A 20,364-nucleotide genomic window follows, 5' to 3' on the forward strand; every position below is an offset into this window, starting at 1 on the left:
CGCGAACCACGCTTACTGCGTGATGATGGGCGACGGATTGCCCGCAGCCGCAGCCTGTTGCTGTTCGAACATGGCCTGGAAGTTGATTTCGGCCAGGTGCACAGGCGGGAAGCCGGCGCGGTTGATCAGATCGGCCACGTTGCCGCGCAGGTAGGGGTACACGATCTGCGGGCAGGCGATGCCCATGATGGCGCCCATCTGGTCTTCAGGAATGTTGCGGATCTCGAAGATGCCGGCCTGCTTGGCTTCGACCAGGAACACGGTCTTGTCTTTGACCTTGGTCTGCACCGTGGCGGTCACGGCCACTTCGAAGATGCCTTCGGCCACGGGAGTGGCTTCCACGCCCAGCTGGATGTCCACGCTGGGTTGTTCCTGCTCCAGCAGGATGCCGGGCGAGTTCGGTTGTTCCAGCGACATGTCCTTGAGGTAGACGCGCTGGATCTGGAAAACGGGGTTCTCTTGGTCGGCCATGGTTGACAAGTCTCTTGTGCTCAGAACGAGCGTGTGTGGCAAAACAAAACCCGCCGGGGAAGAGCTCCCGCAGCGGGCACATGGGGCTGCATTATGCAGCGCCCGGGAACGGGCCTAAACGATCACTGCGCACCCAGCAATGGCATCAGGCCACCGCGCCCATCCAGCGCCACCAGGTCATCGTGGCCGCCGACATGGGTGTCGCCAATGAAAATCTGGGGCACGGTACGGCGCCCGGTGATCTCCATCATGGTGTTGCGGGCCGCTGGGTCGGTGTCGATGCGGATCTCCTCGATCTGCTCCACGCCCTTGGACTTGAGGATCTGCTTGGCACGGATGCAGTAGGGGCAGACGGCGGTGGTGTACATCTTCACGGGTTGCATGGCGGGCATCTTTCGTAGAGGGGCTGCTGCGGCGGCGGGGGGGCGCAAGGCGCCCATGCCTTTTATCTAGGGGCTTCTCAGACCTTTTCAACCGGCATGCTGGCTTCGCGCCAGGCCTTGAGGCCACCGGCCAGGGCCTGGACGTTCTCGTAGCCGAGCTTCTTGGCGATGCCCACGGCGCGGTTGGCGCGCGCGCCCGTGGCGCATACCAGCACCAGCGGCAGGGCCTTGTTCTTCACCGTGGTCGGCAGGCGCTCTTCGAGCTGGTTCAGGGGGACGTTCTTGGCACCACCCACGTGGCCGGCCGCGAATTCCTCGGTCTCGCAGACGTCGATGACGACGGCCTTTTCGCGGTTGATGAGCTGCACGGCACCAGCGGGCGAAAGCGTGCCACCACTGGCGTTCTTGAGCAAAGGCCACATCAGCATGCCGCCCGAAGCCAGTGCAACGAAGAACAGATACCAGTTGTCGATAATGAATTTCACGGGGATTCCTTGGGTTGGCGAACAGCGCAATTTTAGAATGTATGGTTTTGACCCGCTTCTCCAAGGGAAACCATGCACAAACTCGTACTGATCCGCCACGGCGAATCCACCTGGAACCTGGAAAACCGCTTTACCGGCTGGACCGACGTGGACCTCACCCCCACCGGCGTGGACCAGGCCAAGAACGCTGGCCGCCTGCTCAAGGCGGAGGGGTACGAGTTCGACGTGGCCTACACCAGCGTGCTCAAGCGCGCCACGCGCACGCTGTGGCACACCCTGGACGAGATGGACCGCACCTGGCTGCCCGTGGTGCACAGCTGGCGCCTGAACGAGCGCCACTACGGCGCCCTGCAGGGCCTGAACAAGGCCGACATGGCCAAGCAGTACGGTGACGCGCAGGTGCTGGTGTGGCGCCGCAGCTACGACACCCCCCCGCCAGCACTGGAAGCCACGGACCCACGCAGCGAGCGCAGCGACGTGCGCTACGCGCGGCTGGACGCCGGCCAGGTGCCGCTGACCGAATGCCTCAAGGACACCGTGGCGCGCGTGCTGCCCTTCTGGAGCGAATCCATCGCTCCGGCCATCCAGGGCGGCAAGCGCGTGGTGGTGGCGGCGCACGGCAACTCGATCCGCGCCCTGGTCAAGTACCTGGACAACATCTCGGACGATGCGATCGTGGGCCTGAACATTCCCAACGGGATTCCACTGGTATACGAGCTCGATGCCGACCTCAAGCCCATACGCCACTACTATCTGGGTGACGCTGAAGCGGCGGCCAAGGCCGCTGCGGCAGTCGCTTCGCAAGGCAAGGCGTAAGAAAGGGCGTGAAGCGGGTGTAAAGCCCGCTGATAAAACCCTTAAAACGCCTGAAAGCGAGTCCCGGCGCGGAACTGCGGCGGGTTTGGCCCTTCCAAGGTGTATATTGACGCGGCAAGAGGTGTTCTATGGGCCAAAAACTCAAAATTGCAGGATGGGTATCGGTAGGCGTGGTGGCCGGAGCGCTCACCACGGTGTCATTGCAGACCGTCGCGCGCGGCGCCATGACCCCACTGCCTCTGGAAGAAATCCAGCAACTCTCGGCCGTGTTCGGCCTGGTCAAGACCGACTATGTCGAGCCGGTGGACGACAAGAAGCTCATCACCGATGCCATCTCCGGCATGGTGGCCAGCCTGGACCCGCACTCTCAGTATTTCGACAAGAAGTCCTTCAAGGAATTCCGCGAAGGTACGTCGGGCCGCTTCGTCGGCGTGGGCATCGAGATCACGCAGGAGGATGGGCTCATCAAGGTGGTCTCCCCCATCGAAGGCTCGCCCGCGTTCCGCGCTGGCCTCAAGCCCAACGACCTGATCACCCAGATCGATGAAACGGCCGTGAAGGGCCTGGCGCTCAACGACGCCGTCAAGCGCATGCGCGGCGAGCCCAACACCAAGGTCACGCTCACCATCTTCCGCAAGGACGAGAGCCGCACCTTCCCGGTGACCATCACGCGCGAAGAGATCAAGACCCAGTCCGTCAAGGGCAAGGTGATCGAACCCGGCTACGCGTGGATCCGCCTGTCGCAGTTCCAGGAACGCACGGTCGACGACTTCGTGCGCAAGATGGAAGAGATGTACAAGCAGGACCCCAACATCAAGGGCCTGGTGCTCGACCTGCGCAACGACCCGGGTGGCCTGCTCGACGCGGCCGTGGCCATCTCGGCCGCCTTCCTGCCCGACAACGTCACGGTGGTCACCACCAACGGCCAGTTGGCCGAAAGCAAGTCTACCTACAAGGCAGCGCCCGAGTACTACCAGCGCCGCAGCGGCGGCGACCCGCTGCGCCGCCTGCCCGCCTCCATCAAGTCGGTGCCCATGGTGGTGCTGGTGAATGAAGGCTCGGCCTCGGCCAGCGAAATCGTGGCCGGCGCGCTGCAGGACCACAAACGTGCCACCATCATGGGCAGCCAGACCTTTGGCAAGGGCTCGGTGCAGACCGTGCGCCCCCTGGGCCCGGACACGGGCATCAAGCTGACCACGGCGCGCTACTACACGCCGAGCGGCAAGTCGATCCAGGCCAAGGGCATCGTGCCCGACGTGATGATCGACGAGTCCGAGGAAGGCAACGTGTTCGCCGCCCTGCGCATGCGCGAAGCCGACCTGGACAAGCACCTGGGCAGCGGCCAGGGCGAAGAAAAGAAGGACGCCGCCCGTGAAAAGGCCCGCGAAGAAGCCCGCAAACGCCTGGAAGAAGAGGCCAAGAAGCCTGCCGCCGACCGCAAGGCGCCCGAGTTCGGCACCGACAAGGACTTCCAGCTCGTGCAGGCCCTGAACCAGCTCAAGGGCCGCCCCGTGCTGGTCAGCAAGACGCTGACCGAGCGCAAGGAAGACAAGAAGGAAAACTGAGCTCTTCGCTGAGCGCAGCCCAAACCCGCACAAGGCCGGCCTCCCCAGGGAGTCCGGCCTTTTTCACGCCTGCCATCGTGCGCAGGCAATCTCCCCCACAATCGCAGCCCGACCTGCAGCACCCAACCTCGCCCCATGACCGACGACCAACTCCTGCGCTATTCGCGCCACATCCTGCTCGACGAGATCGGCATCGAGGGGCAGGAGCGCGTGCTGGCCGCCCATGCCATCATCATCGGCGCCGGGGGGCTGGGCTCGCCTGCGGCGCTGTACCTGGGCTCCGCTGGCGTGGCCCGCATCACGCTGGTAGACGACGACACGGTGGACCTGACCAACCTGCAGCGCCAGATCGCCCACACCACGGCGCGCGTGGGCACGCCCAAGGTGCAGTCGGCCGCGCAGGCGGTGGCGGCCATCAACCCCGAAGTCCAGGTCCGGCCCATCGAGGCCCGCGCCGATGCGGCCCTGCTCAACGAACTGCTGCCCGGCGCCAGCGTGGTGCTGGACTGCAGCGACAACTACGCCACGCGCCATGCGGTCAACGCAGCCTGCGTGCGCCACGGCGTGCCGCTGGTGGCGGGGGCGGCGATCCGCTTCGATGGCCAGATCACGGTGATCGACCCGCGCAACGCCAAGGCACCCTGCTACGCCTGCATCTTCCCGCCGGACGCGCAGTTCGAGGAGGTCAGCTGCGCGCTCATGGGGGTGTTCGCGCCCCTGGTCGGCATCATCGGGACCATGCAGGCGGCTGAGGCGCTGAAGCTGATCACCGGAGTGGGCACCACGCTGGCCGGGCGGCTGATGATGCTGGACGGCCGCTCGATGGAATGGAGCGCCATGCACGTGGAGCGAGCACCCGGATGTGTTGTGTGTGCGTCACCGTAGGAACGCTCCTACATGGCCTGCGTGCGGCCGCTGTCAGAATGTAAGAGGCACTTCGGTTAAATTCAGAACCGGGCCAACGCTTGGCTGCACCGACCGTCACCTGGATCCGTAGTGAAACTCCGCACGTACATCGTTGAAGACAATGCCACCATCCGCGAGAACCTCATCGGTACTCTGGAAGAACTGGCATCCGTCGAGGCGGTGGGGGTGGCGGAAACCGAAGACGAAGGCAAGGGCTGGCTCACCGGCCACCAGGAGCAGTGGGACCTGGCCATCGTGGACCTGTTCCTGCGCCAAGGCAGTGGCCTGGGCGTGCTGGCCGCCTGCCGCGACCGCAGGCCCCACCAGAAGATGGTGGTGCTGAGCAACTATGCCACCCCCGACATCCGCATGCGCTGCGCCCAACTGGGCGTGGATGCGGTGTTCGACAAATCCAACGAAATCGATGCCCTGGTGGACTACTGCATAGAGCATGGCAGCGTACACCCCTCCCCCGACGCCCGCACGCCCGTGCGCGGCACGCCTTGAGCGCGCTGGCGCACCGCCAGCACGCACTCTAGCCTTGATGAAGAAGCGCGCCTGCCTGGGCAGGGCAAGGGCGGCGCGGAAGCTGCGGCCCCCTTGCAGCCAGGTGGCCTTGCGCTCAATCGATCAGGCGGTTCTTGAGCGCGTAGTAGGTCAGGTCGCTGTTGGACGACAGGCTCATCTTTTCCATCAGGCGCGTGCGGTAGGTGCTTACCGTCTTCACGCTCAGCGACAGCGACTTGGCGATGTCACCGGCCGTCTCGCCCTTGGCCAGCTTGAGGAACACCTGGAACTCGCGCTCCGACAACTGCTCGTGCGGCGGGGCGTCGTCCTTGCGGTTGAGCTGCTGGGCCAGCAGGTCCGCCACGGCGGGCGTGAGGTAGCGTTTGCCCAGGGCGATGATGCGGATGGCTTCCACGATCTCGGAGGGGTCGCATTCCTTGTTCAGGTAGCCGCTGGCCCCCTGGCGGATGAGATTGATGGCGTAATGCTCCTCCGGGTAGCCGCTGAGGATCAAAATACCCATGTCGGGCGCCTTGGCGCGCAGCATGGCCAGCGCATCCAGGCCGCTCTGGCCGGGCATGGACAGATCCATCAGCAGCACGTCGATTTCGTGGGTGCGCACCAGGTCGATGGCTTCGCGGCCGTTGGAGGCCTCGCCTTCCACGCGCAGGTCCACGTGCTCGGACAGGAACTGGCGAAGTCCGGAGCGAACAATTGCATGGTCATCCACAATGCCGATCTTGATCATTGAGCGTTCTTTCGGGGAGAAGGCTTGCCCCTCCCAATTTTTGTTGAATGCACCTGCGTTCAGATCACCCGCCATTTGGCAGCGCCGTCAGCTGGTCTGTGGACATTATCCAGAATAACGCATATGAATTTGCATGAGATCTCCAAGGACTTGCTTCCCAAAGTCCGCAAAATGGCCCTGAGCCTGCCGATGGCACTGCTCGCGGCCATGGTGCTGGTGGGGATCAACGAGGTCGGCCACATGCGATCGCAGGGCGCCGTCACGCAGATGGCCCATGGCCAGGTGACGCACGGGGCCTTGAACCGGCTGCTGCAGAGCATGCTCGATGCCGAGACCGGGCAGCGTGGCTACCTGCTCACCGGCAACGACCGCTACCTCGAACCCTACGACAAGGCGCTGGCCAGCGTGCAGCAGGACCTCGACAACCTGCGCAACCAGTTCCTCGACTCGCCCGACGACATGCAGGAGCTGTCGCTGCTGTCGCGCCAGATCTCGCGCAAGCTCGCCGAGATGGAGCTCAGCCTCAAACTGCGCCGCCAGGGCAACGAAGATGCCTGGAAGTTCATCCTGCACACCGACGTGGGCATGGAGAACATGGAGGCCATCCGCAAGCATGCACAGGCCCTCATCGACCGCAGCGCGGTCGTTGTCAAGCAGGGGCAGGCGCAGGTGCTGCGCTCGCTGATGCTCTCGCGCATCGGCATCGCCACCGTCACCGCCATCGGGCTGCTGGCGTTCTTCATGTACCTGCGCCAGGCCACCGCGCTGCAGCAGTTCAGCCTGCGCGAGCAACTGCTGCTGGAGCGCGAGCGCGACCGGCTCGAAGGCCTGGTGCGCGAGCGCACGGCCACGCTGTCCGAGCTGGCCAGCCACCTGCAGCAGGTGCGCGAAGACGAACGGGGGCACCTGGCGCGCGAACTGCACGACGAACTGGGCGCCCTGCTCACGGCGGCCAAGCTCGACGTGGCGCGCCTCAAATCCAAGATCGACATCCAGGTGCCCGAGATCGCCGAGCGCCTGCGCCACCTGACCGAGACACTCAACAGCGGCATTGCGCTCAAGCGCCGCATCATCGAAGACCTGCGCCCCTCGTCGCTGTCCAACCTGGGGCTGACGGCCGCCATCGAGATCCTTGCGCGCGAGTACGGCGAACGCGCCGGCATCGAGGTGGAAACCAGCCTGGAGCCCGTGCAGCTGCCAGACACCACACAACTGACCGTCTACCGGCTGGTGCAGGAATCGCTCACCAACATCGGCAAATACGCCAAGGCGCAGAAGGTGCTGGTCTCTGTGCACAGCCACCCCAAGCACGTGGCCGTGCAGGTGCGCGACGATGGCCAGGGGTTCGACCCGGCCAGCGTGAGCCCGTCCTCCCATGGCCTGGCCGGCATGCGCCACCGCGTGGAGGCGGCCGGCGGGCGCCTGACCATCACCTCGCGGCCTGGCAATGGCGCGCTGGTCTCGGCCATTCTGCCGCTGCAGCACAGCCCCGCCTGACCGGCGCGCAGCAGGCGCACCTGCCCCGTCCTGAAAGCCTTTTCCCCTGCCGCAACAGCAGGACTGGGGAAAGGGCAATCCCCCGGTTCGCCAGCCCACGACCCGCCCGGCTCCATCCAGCAAGCCGCTGTCCTACAAGGCGGGCGTCCAGCCACCGACAAAACGGCGCGCCGGCCACCGGCATCCTGCCCGACACCGGCCACCTACATTGGAGTCAGGCGCCAACGAAAGGCGCTGACTGAACCTCTCGCCGGATGTCCGGCCCCAATGGAGAAGCACATGCTGCACTACGCCGTCGTTTTTCTGGTCATCGCACTGATCGCAGCCCTCTTCGGCTTCGGCGGCATTGCCGCAGGTGCCGTGGGTATCGCCAAGATCCTGTTCTTCGTGTTCGTGATCATGGCCGTTGTCACCTTCGTCGTGGGCCTGCTGCGAAGGGGCTGAAAGCCCCCTCCCAGCTTGCCGACCATCCCATCGTCTACACCAAGGAGTGAACCAATGACCATCCAATCCGCCACCAACAAGGTTGCCGAAAGCGCCCGCACCCTGACCGACGACGTGCTGCAAAGCGCCCAGGATGCAGTGCAAAGCACGCGCAACCTCGCCAATGGATCACTGGACAAGGCAGAAAGCAAGGTCCGTGCGCTGCGCCGGGAAGCCGACCCTGCCATCGACGATCTGGCCGCACGCGCCCAGGAACTGGCCAGCCGCAGCATCGACTACGCGGCCGAAGCCAGCGCCCGCGCCCGCCGCCAGGTGCAGGACGTGGCCGATGCGACCAGCAAGTACGTGGCCGAGCAGCCCGGCAAGTCGATCGTCATCGCTGCCGGCGTGGGGGCCCTGACCGCCAGCCTGATCCTGTGGGCATCGCGCCGCCGCAGCTATTGAATCCAGCCGGCGGGCAAGCAACCGCCGACGAACCCGAAATTTACTGGGACAGGGGCCACAGGCCAGTGTTCCAGAACCTACAGTCAGCCGGTCATGGAGGGTGCAAAAGACCGGTTGATTGAAATTGCCAAAGCACCCGCGTTCCCAATACCACTGAAGAAGGAAAAACCATGAAATACGCACGTGCCCTCGCCTTTGCCGCAGTTGCCGGCCTCACCATCGTCACCGCCACGGGCTGCTCGGTGGCACGCGACCAGCAAACTGTGGGCTCCTACGTCGATGACGCAGGCATCACCACCGCCGTGAAGGCCAAGATGGCTGAAGACAAGTCCGTTTCCGCCACCTCGATCAGCGTGGAAACGCTCAACGGCACGGTACAGCTGTCGGGCTTCGCCAAGTCCGCCTCCGAGAAGAACCAGGCTGAAAACATTGCCCGCAACACCAAGCATGTGCGCGAAGTGCGCAACAGCATCGTCGTTCGTCCCTGAACGACGCCCGCCATCGGCCGGTGAAAACCGCTGATGGCCCAAAAGCAGGCTCCGGCTTCACCGCCGGGCCTGCTTTTGCCATTGCGGCATGGCTTGGAGCCCCATTTGCATGGAAGACCCTCCATTGAGTCCACTGTCGCACGGCGTCTGGGTTTAAGCTCAGCCCATGCGGGTATTCAATTGCGACCACTGCGGTCATCTGGTGTTTTTCGATAGCGTGCAATGCCTGCACTGTGGCAGCGCGCTGGCCTTTCTGCCCGACCAGCAGACGATGGCGGCGCTGACGCCGGCCCCCCAGGATGGCCCGGACCTGTGGCGGCGCCTGGGTGAGCGGGGTACAGCGCAGTACAGCGGCCGGCTGTACCGCATGTGCCACAACCACACCACCTACGACGCATGCAACTTCGCCGTGCCGTCCAACGACTATGCCCAGCTGTGCGTGTCGTGCCGGCAGACGCGCCTGCTGCCTGATCTGTCGGACATGGCCAACCTGCGCCGCTGGAAACAGATCGAGGGCGCCAAGCGCCAGCTGTTCTACACCCTCGCCCGCCTGGGGTTGGAGCCGGCCCCAGGCCGCTACGGGCCGGTGTTCGAGTTCCTGGCCGATATGCTGGGGGGGCCCGCCATCCTCACCGGCCACCAGGGCGGCACCATCACCCTCAACGTGGCCGAAGCCGATGACGACGAGCGTGCACGCCGGCGCATCGCGCTGGGCGAACCTTACCGCACCCTGATCGGCCACCTGCGCCATGAGTCCGGCCATTTCTACTGGGACCAGCTGGTGCGCGATGGCCACCGGCTGGACGCGTTCCGCGCAGTGTTCGGTGACGAGCGGCAGGACTACGCCGCCGCGCTCGATGCGCACTATGCCAAGGGCAGCAATGGCAACGACTGGTTCCTGAACCATGTCAGCGCCTATGCCGCCGCCCACCCATGGGAAGACTGGGCCGAAACCTGGGCCCACTACCTGCACATGGTGGACCTGCTGGAAACCGCTGCCAGCTACCAGACCGCAGTGACCGTGCCCGACCCGCACATGGCCATGCGCCACCATGTGACCGACCCGTTCGTGGCCAACCACCCGGACTTTCACGACATGGTGCGCCAATGGGTGCCGCTGACCTTGCTGCTCAACAGCCTCAACCGCAGCCTCGGGCAGGACGATGCCTACCCGTTTGCCCTGTCTTCCGGGGCCATGGTCAAGCTGCGCTTCGTGCACGACATCGTGCAGGGAGCACAGTCCAGCGGCAGCAGCAACGCGCCAGCCCACCCGGCCACCAGCGCAGTGGGGTGAGCGGCAGGAAGGCCCCGCCCCTGCGCTGTCCCTGATGATGACGACCCCGACGACGATGACTGCCATGACGACCAATCCGCCTCCCAGCCCTGCTCCGCAACTGCTGCTGATTCCAGGCTTGGCGGGCGACGCGACCATGTGGCGCTTTCAGCGCGCGGTACTGCCAGCGGCCTTGCGCCCGGAGATCACCGAAGTGCACACCCGGCCCGAGGCCACGACCGTGCAGGCCATGGCGGCCCTGTTGCTCGCGCAATACCCCGGCCCCCTGCTGCTGTGCGGCGCCTCGATGGGCGGCATGATCGCCATGGAAGCAGCCCGGCAGGCACCGGGCCGCGTGGTCGGGCTGGCCCTGTTGGGCACCAGCGCCCGACCGGAGACCCCCGAGATGCAGGCGCTGCGCGAAGCGGCCATCGCGCTGTTCGAGCAGGGGCGCGTGCGCGAGGTGATCGAGCCCAACGTGGCCTTCGCCTTTCACCCCAGCGGCGCGGCGCGGGCCGACCTGGTGCAGGACTACCTGGATTTCGTGTTGCGCGCAGGCGCCGAGCAACTGGTGCGCCAGAACCGCGCTGTCATCGTGCGCCCGGACGCCCGCCTGCACCTTCCCCAGGTGAAATGCCCCGTGCTGGTGGTCTGCGGCGAAGCGGACCAGCTCACGCCGCTGGTCTGCTCCGAGGAGATCGCGGGCCTGGTCCCTGGCGCCGAATTCGAGGTGGTGGCCGACTGCGGCCACATGCTGACCATGGAGCGGCCCGAGGTGGTCAACACGCTGCTCACCCAGTGGCTGCAGCGCGGCGGCTGGACGGGCTGACCCCTCAGGTCTGGGGCGCCAGGCTGCGCACCTTCACCGCCAGGCGCTCCTGCACCGAGGGCGAGACGAACTTGGTCACCTCGCCGCCCAGCACCGCGATTTCGCGCACAAAGGTGCTGCTGATGAACTGGTACTTGTCGCTGGGGGTCAGGAACACGGTTTCCACCTGGGGCATCAGGCTGCGGTTCATGCCGGCGAGCTGGAATTCGTAGTCGAAGTCGGTCACGGCGCGCAGGCCGCGCACCATGGCCTTGCCGCCCCGCGACACGACGAAATCGCGCAGCAGGCCCGAGAAACTCTCCACCTGCACCTGGGGGTAGCCCTTGACCGCCTCGCGCACCATGTCGATGCGCTCTTCCAGGCTGAACAAGGTCTTCTTGTGGTGGCCGGCCGCCACGGCGACGATGACGCGTTCGAACAGCTGGGTGGCTCTGCGCACCACGTCTTCATGGCCCAGGGTGATGGGGTCAAAGGTTCCGGGATAGACGGCGAGCACGTTCTGGGCCATGGCGGGTTGTCTCCTGTACGGCGGAATTGGCACTGGCCCCGGCCTCTTGTGGGCCTGCCGGGCCGCTTGGGCGCATTATGCAGTGCACTGCAACATGGAGCCTGGCTACAGCCTTTTCGGCGCTGCGTCGGAGCGAAATCGGGAGGGGTGGATGCTGCGGGTGCGCCGCATGGGCTACGCTCGTTCAAACAGCCGGAGCGTTCAATCGCCGATTTCGCCCCGACCCTTCGGGCAAGTGCCTTGCCGGGCGGTCTGCGGCGTTGCGGCGCTTGCCAATAGCCGCGCTATTGGCTGCGCACCGCGCCTAGCATCCCATCCCGGCAAGGCACATGCGCAGCGCCGAAAAGGCTGTAGCCAGGCTCTCGCCCCACCAGTTGACACATCAAGGCGCGCGCCAGCGCGAACGAAGCTCAGCCGGCCTCTCCAGGCACAGCCGCGGCGCCCACGGGCCGCAGCAGGTGGGCGTGCACCGCACCGGCCTTGAGGTGGCGGTAGACCACCAGGCCGCTGGCGGCCAGGCCTTCATCGGTCCAGGCGACCGGGGCCTCCAGGTACACGTAGCCGCTGGCGGCCACGGCTTTGCCAGCCGCCTCCAGCGCCGATTCGAACAGCTTGCTGTCGAAAGGCGGGTCGATCAGCACTAGGTCCAGGCTGCCGGGGGCGGCCTGGCGCAGCGCGGCAATGCCGTCGCCGCGCTGCACGCGCACGGCCCTGGCCTCCAGGCGCTGCTGCAGGGTGTGCAGTTGCGCCACCAGCGCGGCATCGCTCTCCACCAGTTGCACGGCCGCCGCGCCGCGCGAGGCGGCCTCCAGGCCCAGGGCGCCGGTGCCGGCAAAAGCATCCAGGCAGCGCCAGCCCGTCAGGTCCTGGCCCAGCCAGTTGAACAGGGTCTCGCGCACCCGGTCGGGCGTGGGCCGCAGGCCCGGGCGCTGGGCCACCGGCAGGCGGGTGCGCTTCCATTGCCCGCCAATGATGCGGATTTCGCCCGCACCCTTGGGCGCAGCCGCAGCGGCTGCCTTGTCCTTGGTGGCAGCGCCTTGCTTGGCGTTCTTGGCCGTGGGCGCGACAGCGGCTGCGGCCTGGGCCTTGCGGATCTCTGCGCTGATGGCGCCTGTGCGCAGTATGGAGCGGCTCATGGCTTGCCTCCCACCACCACGGTCACCATGCGCTCAGGCTGCAGCTTGCGCTGCATGGCGGCGCGGATGTCGGCCACGGTGAGGGCGTCAACGCGCTCGGTCCAGCGGTCCAGGTAGTCGAGCGGCAGGTCGTTCCAGGCGATGTTGGCCACATTGCCCAAGAGTTTCTTGTTGCTGTCGATGCGCAGCGCGAAGCCGCCGATCAGGTTGTCCTTGGCGGCGCGCAGCTCGGCTGCGGTGGGGCCATCGGCCACGAAGCGGGCGAGCACGTCGCGCGAGACCTTCACAGCCTGGGCCGCCTGGTCGGGCCGCGTCTGCAGGCCGATGGTGAAGGCCCCGGAGTGCAGGCCGCCCGCGAAGTAGCTGTACACGCTGTAGCTCAGGCCGCGCTTTTCACGCACCTCGTTGGTCAGGCGCGAGACGAAGCCGCCACCGCCCAGGATGTGGTTGCCCACCAGCAGTGCGATGAAATCGGGGTCGCGGCGCGGAAAGCCGGGTTGCCCGATCAGCACGTGCGCCTGTGCGGAGGCGAAGGGGATGGTCTTCTCCACCGGTGCGGTCAGCGCAGCAATCTCACCCACGGCAGGCAGAGGTGCGCAGGACGCCGATGCAGGCAGGCGCGACAGCAGCGTGGCCACCAGCGTCTGCGCCTGGGCCCGCGTCACAGCGCCGACGATGCTCACCTTGGCGCGGCAGGCCTCGATGGCGCTGGCATGGAAGGCCTGCATGTCCGGCACGGTGATGCGCGACAGCGTCTCTTCCGTCGTGCGCACGCCATACGGGTGGCTGCCGTACACCGCCGCGCCGAAGGCGTTCTCGGCCACGGTGGCGGGGCGCGTGTTCGACTCCTTGATGCTCGCGCTCCAGCGGGCGCGGTCGCGCTCCCAGATGTCGGCGGGCCAGCTGGGCTCGGCGATCTGGCGTGCGGCCAGGCGCGCGGCCTTGTCCAGCAGCGGCGGGTCGGTCAGCGAACGCAGCGAATAGTGCGTGGCATCGTTGTCGGCACCGGCCCCGAAGCTGGCGCCCAGGTCGGCCCAGGCCTCGCCCAGGGCGTTCTCGTCCAGGGCGGGCTCGGCGCCCTGCGCCTTCACGCCCTTGGAGGCCATGGAGGCCGTGGCGCTGGCCAGGCCGGACTGGCCGGCCGGGTCGCGGCGGCTGCCGGCGTCGAAGTCGATCTGCACGTCCACCATGGGGATGACCGGGCTTTCGACCAGCCACACCCGGGCGCCGTTGGCCTCGGTCCATTGCTGGATGGGCAGCAGCGCCCAGGCCGGGCTGGCGAGCAGTGCGCAGGTGCTGGCCAGCAAGGCGCTGGCCGCGAATTTCTTGAACTTGATCATGGAAGGGGACCCAGCTTTCTCAATGAACGGCAGCGCCGGGGGCGATGGCCGGGCGGGGACGGGCATTGGCGGCCAGCGGCTGGGGCAGCAGCGTCGCCACGGTCAGCTGATCGTCGCCGAAGTACTTGGCGGCCACGGCCTGCACCTGGGCCGGCGTCACCGTGCGCAGCAGCTCCAGCAGGCGCTCCTGCACGTCGAGCGGGTAGCCCTGTATCCAGTTGCCGCCCAGCTCCTGGGCCTGGCTGTGCACCGAATCGCGCTCGTACACGGTGGAGGCGATCCACTGCGTCTTCACGCGCGCCAGTTCGGCCTCGCTCACGCCTTCGCTGGCCAGGCGCGCCACTTCGGCGCGCAGGCCGTCCTCGACCTGCCGGGCGGTCTTGCCGTCGGCCGGCACCCCGGTCAGCATGAACAGCGAGGGACCGCGCCCGGTGAGCATGGCAGAGCTGTCGGCGCTGTCGGCCACGCGCTTGTCGCCCTGGCTCAGGGCCCGTTCGAGGCGCGCCCCGTCGTAGCCGCTGAGCACCGCCGACAGCACCATCAGCGACAGCGCGTCGCGGTCGGATTCCTGCAGGTTCTCCACACGGGAGAGGCCCGGCACGCGAAACGCCAGGGCCACGTAGGCCTGCTCGGCGGGGGCCTTCACCTCCAGCCGGCGCATGCCTTTCTGCTCGGGCTCGGTGCGCGGCTTGCGCTCGGGCAGCGCGTGCGTGGGCAGCTTGCCGTAGTATTTTTCGGCCAGGGCGCGGACCTTGGCAGGGTCCACGTCGCCCGCGACCACCACCACCGCATTCGTGGGCGTGTACCACTGGCGGTGGAAGGCGCGCACGTCGCCGGGTGTCATGGAGTCGAGGTCGCTCATCCAGCCGATGATGGGCCGGCGGTAGGGCGAGGCGTTGAAGGTGGCGGCAAACAGCTGCTCGGCCAGCACGGCGTGGGGCTGGTCCTCGGTGCGCATGCGGCGCTCCTCCTTGATGACCTCGATTTCCTTCTTGAACTCGGCGTCGGGCCACTGGTTATTGGCGAAACGGTCGGATTCGAGGCGCATCACGTCCTCCAGCCGGTTGGCCGGGATCTGCTGGTAGTAGCCCGTGTAGTCACGGCTGGTAAAGGCGTTCTCGCGCCCGCCCAGGGCCGCCACGCGGCGCGAGAAGTCGCCGGGCGGCACCTTCTTCGACCCCTTGAACATCATGTGCTCCAGGGCATGGGCCACGCCGGAGGTGCCGTCCACCTCGTCGATGGAGCCCACCCGCACCCAGACCATGTGCACCGCCGTGGGAGCCCGGTGGTCGGGCTGCACGATGAGCTGCATGCCGTTGGCCAGCGTGAATTGCTGCGCGCCGGAGGCCGTGGCACGCGGCCCGGCACCTCCCGGCCCCGGCGGCGCCACGACGGCCCCGCCCGCTGCAGACGATGGATGGGAACCCGGAGAAACCACGGTGGTGGTGGCTCCGGCGCCGAGGCAGGCCAGCAGGCCCAGTAGGGTGAAAGCGCGTTTCATAGAATGGCTGATTCTAAGAACCCGCCAATGTTCAGTTTTTTCAAGAAAAAGCCCCCCACCTCGCCCGCCCCTGCCGATGAGCCCTCATCTGCGGCCGCGCCCGGAGTCTTTGCACCCGTGGCCCAGCCCGAGCCTCCTGCGCCGCAACCGGCCTCGGCCCCAGCGCCCGCACCGGCCATACCCGGCCTGGGCTGGCTGCGCAATCCCTTTGGCGGGAAGGCGGAGCCCGCGCCAGCGCCGCCGATCGCCCCGGCACCTGCCGTACCCGCCCCGGCCACTGCCCCCTTGGCAGCGCCAGTGCCTGGGGCACCCGCACCCTGGACACCGCCTGTCACCATTGCGCCGGCGCCCGCCACGGCTGTGCCGCCGTCCACGCCAGCCCCCACGCCGGCAGCACCTGTCGCCTGGGTGCCCTCCACCGCGCCGCGCCCGGTTGCGGCACCTGTGGCGGCCTCTGCACCGGTGGTGCCCCCCCCGGTGCCGATTCCCGCACCGCCGCCCGTGGTGGCCCCGGTGCCTGCTGCCCCCGTAGTGGCCGAGCGCAAGGGCTGGCTCGACCGGCTCAAGCTCGGCCTGCGCAAGACCGGCAGCAGCATCGCCACGGTGTTCACCGGCACGCAGATCGACGATGCGCTGTACGAGGAGCTCGAAGAGGCCCTGCTCATGGCCGACACCGGCGTCAAGGCCACGCAGCACCTGCTGGCCGACCTCAAGCGCCGCGTCAAGGACAGCAAAACCACCGACCCGGCCCTGGTCAAGGGCCTGCTGGCCGACGCCCTGGCCGATCTGCTGCGCCCGCTGGAAAAAGCGCTGGTCATCGGCCAGTACACGCCCACCGTGATCATGGTGGCGGGGGTCAACGGCGCGGGCAAGACCACGTCCATCGGCAAACTGACCAGGCACCTGTCTGGCGAAGGCGCGGCGGTGCTGCTGGCGGCGGCCGACACCTTCCGCGCAGCGGCGCGCGAGCAGCTCGGCGTCTGGGCCGACCGCAACACCGTGGAGATCGTCAGCCAGGAGGGGGGCGATCCCGCCGCCGTGAGCTTTGACGCCGTCACGGCAGGCAAGGCCCGCGGCAAGGATGTGGTGCTGGTCGATACCGCCGGGCGCCTGCCCACGCAGCTGCACCTGATGGAAGAGCTCAAGAAGATCCGCCGCGTGGTGACCAAGGCCGACGCCACCGCCCCACACGAGGTGCTGCTGGTGATCGACGGCAACACCGGCCAGAACGCCCTGGCCCAGGTGCGCGCCTTCGACGATGCGCTGCAGCTCACCGGCCTCATCGTCACCAAGCTCGACGGCACCGCCAAGGGCGGGGTGCTGGCCGCCATCGCGCAGGAGCGCCCGATTCCCGTGTACTTCATCGGCGTGGGCGAGAAGCTCGAAGACCTCGAAACCTTTAACGCGCGCGAGTTCGCCCAGGCGCTGCTGACCTGATCGGGGCGCCGGGAGGCGTAAACCCCACCAAATTTGCATTTACCGCTGGCAGCAATTGCCACATGATGGAACGTCGCCACAGGCTACGGGGAGGTTCCTTGTTCGTCGAACTGGTCAAAGGCGCAGCCCTGCTGCTCGCCCTATGCTTTCTGCACGGGGCCAACCTGCGGCTGTGGCGCAGGCAGCCACGGGTGGGCAAAGCTTTCTCGGGCTTGCTGTTTGGCGGCATCTGCATCGTGGGCATGCTCTCGCCCCTGACCATTGCCCCGGGCGTCATCATCGATGCACGCTCAGTGGTGCTGTGCATGGCGGGCCTGTTCGGCGGCACCACAGTGGCCCTGGTGGCCGGGGCCATGGCGGCCGGCTGGCGGCTGTGGCTGGGCGGCGCAGGGGCCTTCATCGGGGTGCTGACCATCACCACCTGCGTGGCCGCCGGCCTGGCCTACCGCTATGCGCGCCACCGCTGGCACCTGGGCGTGGGCATCTGGCCCCTGCTGGTCTTTGGCGTGCTGCTGCACCTGGCCGTGGTGGGGCTGTTCCAGGGGCTGCCGGCCGAGGTGGCGGCGCGCATCAACGACACCGTCGCCGTTCCCTACCTGATGATCTTTCCGGTCGCCACCGCCCTGCTGGGTGTGCTGCTGCGCGACGTGGAGCAGCGCCAGGCCACCGACTTCGCCCTGGCCGGCAGTGCTGCCCGCCTGCGGGCCATCACCCTGGCGATTCCCGATGCACTGATGGTGCTCGACAGCAAGGGCCGCTGCATGGAGCTGTTCTCGCGCAACGACGGCGTGCATGCTGCGGGGGCCCCCCAGCGTGTCGGGCAGCGCATGCACGATGTACTGCCCTCGAGTGAGGCGCAGCGGCTGGTGCAGCTGCTGCAGGACACGCTGGCTGCGGGCGTGCCGCGCAAGCTCGAGTACACGGTGTACACCGCATCGGGCATTCGGTACTTCGAAGGGCGGGCGCAGCCCCTGGGCACGAAGGTGGATGGCCAGGCAGCCGCCCTCTTTCTGGCGCGCGACATCACCGAGCGCTGGCAGGCGCAGCAGGCGCTGCACGAATCGGAGCTGCGCTTTCGCTCGCTGCTGCTGGGCATCCCCTCGGTGTCGGTGCAGGGCTACCGGGCCGACGGCACCACCACGTACTGGAACAAGGCCTCGGAAGAACTGTACGGCTACACCGAACAGGAGGCCCTGGGCAGGAACCTGCTGGAGCTGATCATCCCCGCGCCCATGCACGATGCCGTGACGGCCCATGTCGCGCACATGTTCAGCTCGGGCGAGCCCATCCCCGCGGGCGAGCTGCGCCTGCAACGCAAGGATGGTTCACCGGTGGACGTGTTTTCGAGCCACGCCTATGTGCACGTGCCAGGCCAGGAGCCAGAGATGTTCTGCATCGACATCGACATCTCCCGGCGCAAGGCCGCCGAGGAAGAGGCGCGCCACCTGGCCCTCTACGACACCCTCACCCAGTTGCCCAACCGGCGCCTGCTGACCGACCGCCTGGAGCAGGTGATGGCCGCCAGCAGCCGCAGCGGCCAGATCGCCGCCGCCCTGTTCGTCGACCTGGACCACTTCAAGGCCCTGAACGACAGTCGGGGCCACGCCATGGGCGACCTGCTGCTGCGCGAGGTGGCCACCCGCCTGCGCACCTGCGTGCGCGAGCAGGACACCGTGGCACGCCTGGGCGGGGACGAGTTCGTCGTGCTGCTACAGAACCTGGGCAAGGAAGCCCCCGAGGCCACGGCCAAGGCACGGGCGGTGGGCGAGAACATGCTGGCAGCGCTGCGCGAACCGTACGCGCTTGCAGACGAGCCCTACCACTGCGAAGCCAGCATCGGGGTGAGCCTGGTTTCCGGCCACACCCAGACGGTGGACGAGGTGCTGCGCCAGGCCGACAACGCGATGTACCAGGCCAAGACCATGGGGCGCAACCGGCTGTACGTGTACCTCGCCGACGCAGGGTGATCCCGCACCCAAGTCCCACAGCCGATTTCTCGGCTTCGGTGGACTAGCTGATCCGATGCACCTCGCCGTTGTGCGGCATGGCGCTTTCATGGAACAGGTCGGCCAGGTACTGGGCCAGCTCGTCCGCCTCGATGAAATCTGGCACCACCCAGCCGGCCGGTGCGCGCTTGCCGTCCGTGCCGATCAGATAGGACTGCCACTGCGCGCCCTGGCGCTGCACTTCGACGATGCGGCCGAAGACGTTGAAGCGGGGGTGGTGGGACATCGGCTCCTCCAGAAAAACGCCGCGACCAGAACGCAGGCCGTCCGGGGGTTGTAGCAGGTTCTTGGTGGGGCAACCCTCACCAGCCCAGCAGCGCCTCCAGGTCGATGGCCTGGGCCATGGCCCGGTAACCCGCATCGCCCGGGTGCAGATGGTCCCCCGAGTCCAAGGCCGCGCGCAGGTGCGAGGGGCGGGCCGGGTCGCGCAGCAGCGCATCGAAGTCCACCAACGCATCGAAGGCGCCGCCCTCGCGGATCCAGCGGTTCACCGCCTGGCGCACGGCGTCCTTTTCGGGCGAGTAGTGGCCGGCCAGCGGCGTGCCGGCCAACGCATCGCCGAACGGCGGGATGGTGCCGGCCACCACGCGCACGTTGTGTGCGCGGGCCATGGCGATGAGCTGGCGGTAGCCCTGCACCAGTTCCTCGGCGCGCAGCGCAGGCTCCCCAGGTGCGAAGGGGCCGCCGGGCCAGCCGATGTCGTTGGTGCCCAGCAGCACGATGAGGGCGCGCACGCCGGGCTGGCCGAACACGTCCTGCGCGGCCCGCGTGAGTCCCGCGCGGCCCATGCCGTCACGCAGCAGCCGGCCGCCGGAGATGCCGGCGTTGAGCACGGCCACGCCCTGCCCCGCCAGGCGCTCGGCCAGCACATCGGGCCAGCGCGCGTGGGCGCCGGGCGTGGCGCCGTTGCCATCGGTGAGGGAGTCGCCCAGCACGACCACGGCTACCGGCGGCGTTGCCGCCTGCACCAGCAAGCCGCTCACGTAGGCGCGGGTGCTCCATTCGGTGGCCGATGCGGGCAACTGCAGGGCGGCGGTGTGGTCGCCATTGGCCACATAGGCCGTCTGCCGCGCATCGAAGTGAAAGCCTGCGGGCTGGCTGGGCCGGGGCAGGTACAGCGACACGGCGACCTCGGCCAGCGCGGGCAGGGGCAGGTCCACCGGGTCGCTTACCCAGCGGGCACCAGGCGGCAGCGTGGTGGCGGCCTGGCCGCCGAAGAGCAGCGGGCGGTCCGTGCCCGGCACGGTGGCCGATCCCCGGGCATGCCTTGCCACGCGGGCCGCGCCGATGTGCAGCGGCACGGTGCTGCCCTCGTTGCTGAGCACCACGCGCAGCTGCGTGCCGCCCACGCTCAAGCGCGCCACCTGGCGGATGGTGTGCTGCTGGTACCGCAGGGGCAGGCCCAGCGGCAACACGAAGTCGCCACCCCACAGGGGCTGGGTGGCGGCCATCCAGCTCGGGCTCCAGTGTTCGGCGGCTGCGGCGGCGGGGAGCGCGGCAGCAGCCATGGCCAGCGCCAGAGCGGCGCGGCGCAGGTGCGCGGTGAGATTCCGGGGCTTGTTCATGTCGGACGATCCTCG

General features: G+C 67.6%; 22 protein-coding genes. 12 read left to right on the top strand and 10 right to left on the bottom strand.

Going from position 1 to position 20,364, the window contains the following annotated elements; genetic code table 11:
- Positions 1–12 precede the first annotated feature (12 nt).
- The 3 genes from secB to ACSQ3Y_RS28055 form a co-directional block, all read right to left on the bottom strand.
- Positions 13–471, bottom strand: coding sequence for a protein-export chaperone SecB (gene secB, locus ACSQ3Y_RS28045; protein WP_057201869.1), 459 nt, complete (start codon positions 469–471; stop codon positions 13–15).
- 122 nt (positions 472–593) lie between these two features.
- Positions 594–854 (bottom strand): glutaredoxin 3, encoded by a 261-nt coding sequence (gene grxC / locus ACSQ3Y_RS28050; protein WP_057202502.1) that lies wholly within the window; start codon positions 852–854, stop codon positions 594–596.
- Between the two features lie 77 nt (positions 855–931).
- The gene (locus ACSQ3Y_RS28055; protein WP_057201868.1) at positions 932–1,339 is read right to left on the bottom strand and encodes a rhodanese-like domain-containing protein; all 408 of its coding nucleotides are present in this window, start codon (positions 1,337–1,339) and stop codon (positions 932–934) included.
- Between the two features lie 72 nt (positions 1,340–1,411).
- Between ACSQ3Y_RS28055 and gpmA the strand changes: the two genes are divergently transcribed.
- The 4 genes from gpmA (at position 1,412) to ACSQ3Y_RS28075 (ending at position 5,133) form a co-directional block, all read left to right on the top strand.
- Positions 1,412–2,155, top strand: a complete 744-nt coding sequence (gene gpmA, locus ACSQ3Y_RS28060) for a 2,3-diphosphoglycerate-dependent phosphoglycerate mutase (RefSeq protein ID WP_057268010.1) — start codon at positions 1,412–1,414, stop codon at positions 2,153–2,155.
- Positions 2,156–2,283: 128 nt separating this feature from the next.
- Positions 2,284–3,720, top strand: coding sequence for a S41 family peptidase (locus tag ACSQ3Y_RS28065; protein ID WP_057201866.1), 1,437 nt, complete (start codon positions 2,284–2,286; stop codon positions 3,718–3,720).
- 135 nt (positions 3,721–3,855) lie between these two features.
- Positions 3,856–4,605, top strand: a complete 750-nt coding sequence (locus tag ACSQ3Y_RS28070) for a HesA/MoeB/ThiF family protein (protein ID WP_436179549.1) — start codon at positions 3,856–3,858, stop codon at positions 4,603–4,605.
- Between the two features lie 111 nt (positions 4,606–4,716).
- Positions 4,717–5,133 carry a response regulator gene (locus ACSQ3Y_RS28075; RefSeq protein ID WP_057201864.1) on the top strand — a complete coding sequence of 139 codons (417 nt, stop codon included), beginning with the start codon at positions 4,717–4,719 and terminating at the stop codon, positions 5,131–5,133.
- A gap of 115 nt (positions 5,134–5,248) precedes the next feature.
- On the opposite strand, the gene ACSQ3Y_RS28080 is transcribed toward ACSQ3Y_RS28075, so the two are convergent.
- Positions 5,249–5,881 (bottom strand): response regulator, encoded by a 633-nt coding sequence (locus tag ACSQ3Y_RS28080; protein WP_057201863.1) that lies wholly within the window; start codon positions 5,879–5,881, stop codon positions 5,249–5,251.
- 123 nt (positions 5,882–6,004) lie between these two features.
- Between ACSQ3Y_RS28080 and ACSQ3Y_RS28085 the strand changes: the two genes are divergently transcribed.
- From ACSQ3Y_RS28085 to ACSQ3Y_RS28110, 6 genes are all read left to right on the top strand, one after another.
- Positions 6,005–7,378 (top strand): sensor histidine kinase, encoded by a 1,374-nt coding sequence (locus ACSQ3Y_RS28085; RefSeq protein WP_057201862.1) that lies wholly within the window; start codon positions 6,005–6,007, stop codon positions 7,376–7,378.
- Positions 7,379–7,657: 279 nt separating this feature from the next.
- Positions 7,658–7,822: a DUF1328 domain-containing protein gene (locus tag ACSQ3Y_RS28090; protein WP_082604153.1), complete on the top strand. Its 165-nt coding sequence runs from the start codon at positions 7,658–7,660 to the stop codon at positions 7,820–7,822.
- Positions 7,823–7,876: 54 nt separating this feature from the next.
- Positions 7,877–8,266: a DUF883 family protein gene (locus ACSQ3Y_RS28095; protein WP_057201861.1), complete on the top strand. Its 390-nt coding sequence runs from the start codon at positions 7,877–7,879 to the stop codon at positions 8,264–8,266.
- A gap of 170 nt (positions 8,267–8,436) precedes the next feature.
- Positions 8,437–8,754, top strand: coding sequence for a BON domain-containing protein (locus ACSQ3Y_RS28100; protein WP_057201860.1), 318 nt, complete (start codon positions 8,437–8,439; stop codon positions 8,752–8,754).
- 166 nt (positions 8,755–8,920) lie between these two features.
- The gene (locus tag ACSQ3Y_RS28105) at positions 8,921–10,048 is read left to right on the top strand and encodes a zinc-binding metallopeptidase family protein (protein WP_057201859.1); all 1,128 of its coding nucleotides are present in this window, start codon (positions 8,921–8,923) and stop codon (positions 10,046–10,048) included.
- A 64-nt stretch (positions 10,049–10,112) separates the two neighbouring features.
- Complete coding sequence (locus tag ACSQ3Y_RS28110; RefSeq protein ID WP_436179550.1) at positions 10,113–10,856, top strand: alpha/beta fold hydrolase; 744 nt, start codon at positions 10,113–10,115, stop codon at positions 10,854–10,856.
- Positions 10,857–10,860: 4 nt separating this feature from the next.
- On the opposite strand, the gene coaD is transcribed toward ACSQ3Y_RS28110, so the two are convergent.
- From coaD to ACSQ3Y_RS28130, 4 genes are all read right to left on the bottom strand, one after another.
- Positions 10,861–11,364 (bottom strand): pantetheine-phosphate adenylyltransferase, encoded by a 504-nt coding sequence (gene coaD / locus ACSQ3Y_RS28115; protein WP_057201858.1) that lies wholly within the window; start codon positions 11,362–11,364, stop codon positions 10,861–10,863.
- 410 nt (positions 11,365–11,774) lie between these two features.
- Positions 11,775–12,500, bottom strand: coding sequence for a 16S rRNA (guanine(966)-N(2))-methyltransferase RsmD (gene rsmD, locus ACSQ3Y_RS28120; protein WP_057268008.1), 726 nt, complete (start codon positions 12,498–12,500; stop codon positions 11,775–11,777).
- Positions 12,497–13,840, bottom strand: a complete 1,344-nt coding sequence (locus tag ACSQ3Y_RS28125; RefSeq protein WP_057268007.1) for a M16 family metallopeptidase — start codon at positions 13,838–13,840, stop codon at positions 12,497–12,499. Before ACSQ3Y_RS28125 ends, rsmD begins: the two co-directional genes overlap by 4 nt.
- 19 nt (positions 13,841–13,859) lie before the next feature.
- Positions 13,860–15,341: a M16 family metallopeptidase gene (locus tag ACSQ3Y_RS28130; RefSeq protein WP_428003708.1), complete on the bottom strand. Its 1,482-nt coding sequence runs from the start codon at positions 15,339–15,341 to the stop codon at positions 13,860–13,862.
- 27 nt (positions 15,342–15,368) lie between these two features.
- On the opposite strand from ACSQ3Y_RS28130, the gene ftsY reads away from it, so the two are divergent.
- Both ftsY and ACSQ3Y_RS28140 read left to right on the top strand, forming a co-directional pair.
- A complete protein-coding gene (ftsY, locus tag ACSQ3Y_RS28135) occupies positions 15,369–16,778 on the top strand; it encodes a signal recognition particle-docking protein FtsY (protein WP_436179551.1) in 1,410 nt (469 codons plus the stop codon).
- A gap of 98 nt (positions 16,779–16,876) precedes the next feature.
- A complete protein-coding gene (locus tag ACSQ3Y_RS28140) occupies positions 16,877–18,745 on the top strand; it encodes a diguanylate cyclase domain-containing protein (protein ID WP_436179552.1) in 1,869 nt (622 codons plus the stop codon).
- Between the two features lie 43 nt (positions 18,746–18,788).
- On the opposite strand, the gene ACSQ3Y_RS28145 is transcribed toward ACSQ3Y_RS28140, so the two are convergent.
- Together ACSQ3Y_RS28145 and ACSQ3Y_RS28150 are read right to left on the bottom strand one after the other, a co-directional pair.
- Positions 18,789–19,010 (bottom strand): DUF7661 family protein, encoded by a 222-nt coding sequence (locus tag ACSQ3Y_RS28145; protein WP_322596870.1) that lies wholly within the window; start codon positions 19,008–19,010, stop codon positions 18,789–18,791.
- Between the two features lie 76 nt (positions 19,011–19,086).
- Positions 19,087–20,349: an SGNH/GDSL hydrolase family protein gene (locus ACSQ3Y_RS28150; RefSeq protein ID WP_436179553.1), complete on the bottom strand. Its 1,263-nt coding sequence runs from the start codon at positions 20,347–20,349 to the stop codon at positions 19,087–19,089.
- Positions 20,350–20,364: the final 15 nt, after the last annotated feature.

The sequence above is a fragment of the Acidovorax sp. LjRoot66 genome (assembly GCF_964253305.1).
GTDB lineage: Bacteria > Pseudomonadota > Gammaproteobacteria > Burkholderiales > Burkholderiaceae_C > Acidovorax.

Coding starts and splice junctions, on each gene's coding strand:
- rsmD (WP_057268008.1), bottom strand. CDS start 12,500: ATGAGCCGCTCCATACTGCGCACAGGCGCCATCAGCGCAGAGATCCGC.
- grxC (WP_057202502.1), bottom strand. CDS start 854: ATGCAACCCGTGAAGATGTACACCACCGCCGTCTGCCCCTACTGCATC.
- ACSQ3Y_RS28100 (WP_057201860.1), top strand. CDS start 8,437: ATGAAATACGCACGTGCCCTCGCCTTTGCCGCAGTTGCCGGCCTCACC.
- ACSQ3Y_RS28145 (WP_322596870.1), bottom strand. CDS start 19,010: ATGTCCCACCACCCCCGCTTCAACGTCTTCGGCCGCATCGTCGAAGTG.
- ACSQ3Y_RS28080 (WP_057201863.1), bottom strand. CDS start 5,881: ATGATCAAGATCGGCATTGTGGATGACCATGCAATTGTTCGCTCCGGA.
- ACSQ3Y_RS28070 (WP_436179549.1), top strand. CDS start 3,856: ATGACCGACGACCAACTCCTGCGCTATTCGCGCCACATCCTGCTCGAC.
- ACSQ3Y_RS28130 (WP_428003708.1), bottom strand. CDS start 15,341: ATGAAACGCGCTTTCACCCTACTGGGCCTGCTGGCCTGCCTCGGCGCC.
- secB (WP_057201869.1), bottom strand. CDS start 471: ATGGCCGACCAAGAGAACCCCGTTTTCCAGATCCAGCGCGTCTACCTC.
- ACSQ3Y_RS28105 (WP_057201859.1), top strand. CDS start 8,921: ATGCGGGTATTCAATTGCGACCACTGCGGTCATCTGGTGTTTTTCGAT.
- ACSQ3Y_RS28085 (WP_057201862.1), top strand. CDS start 6,005: ATGAATTTGCATGAGATCTCCAAGGACTTGCTTCCCAAAGTCCGCAAA.
- ACSQ3Y_RS28110 (WP_436179550.1), top strand. CDS start 10,113: ATGACGACCAATCCGCCTCCCAGCCCTGCTCCGCAACTGCTGCTGATT.
- ACSQ3Y_RS28125 (WP_057268007.1), bottom strand. CDS start 13,840: ATGATCAAGTTCAAGAAATTCGCGGCCAGCGCCTTGCTGGCCAGCACC.
- ACSQ3Y_RS28065 (WP_057201866.1), top strand. CDS start 2,284: ATGGGCCAAAAACTCAAAATTGCAGGATGGGTATCGGTAGGCGTGGTG.
- ACSQ3Y_RS28095 (WP_057201861.1), top strand. CDS start 7,877: ATGACCATCCAATCCGCCACCAACAAGGTTGCCGAAAGCGCCCGCACC.
- gpmA (WP_057268010.1), top strand. CDS start 1,412: ATGCACAAACTCGTACTGATCCGCCACGGCGAATCCACCTGGAACCTG.
- ACSQ3Y_RS28090 (WP_082604153.1), top strand. CDS start 7,658: ATGCTGCACTACGCCGTCGTTTTTCTGGTCATCGCACTGATCGCAGCC.
- ACSQ3Y_RS28150 (WP_436179553.1), bottom strand. CDS start 20,349: ATGAACAAGCCCCGGAATCTCACCGCGCACCTGCGCCGCGCCGCTCTG.
- coaD (WP_057201858.1), bottom strand. CDS start 11,364: ATGGCCCAGAACGTGCTCGCCGTCTATCCCGGAACCTTTGACCCCATC.
- ftsY (WP_436179551.1), top strand. CDS start 15,369: ATGTTCAGTTTTTTCAAGAAAAAGCCCCCCACCTCGCCCGCCCCTGCC.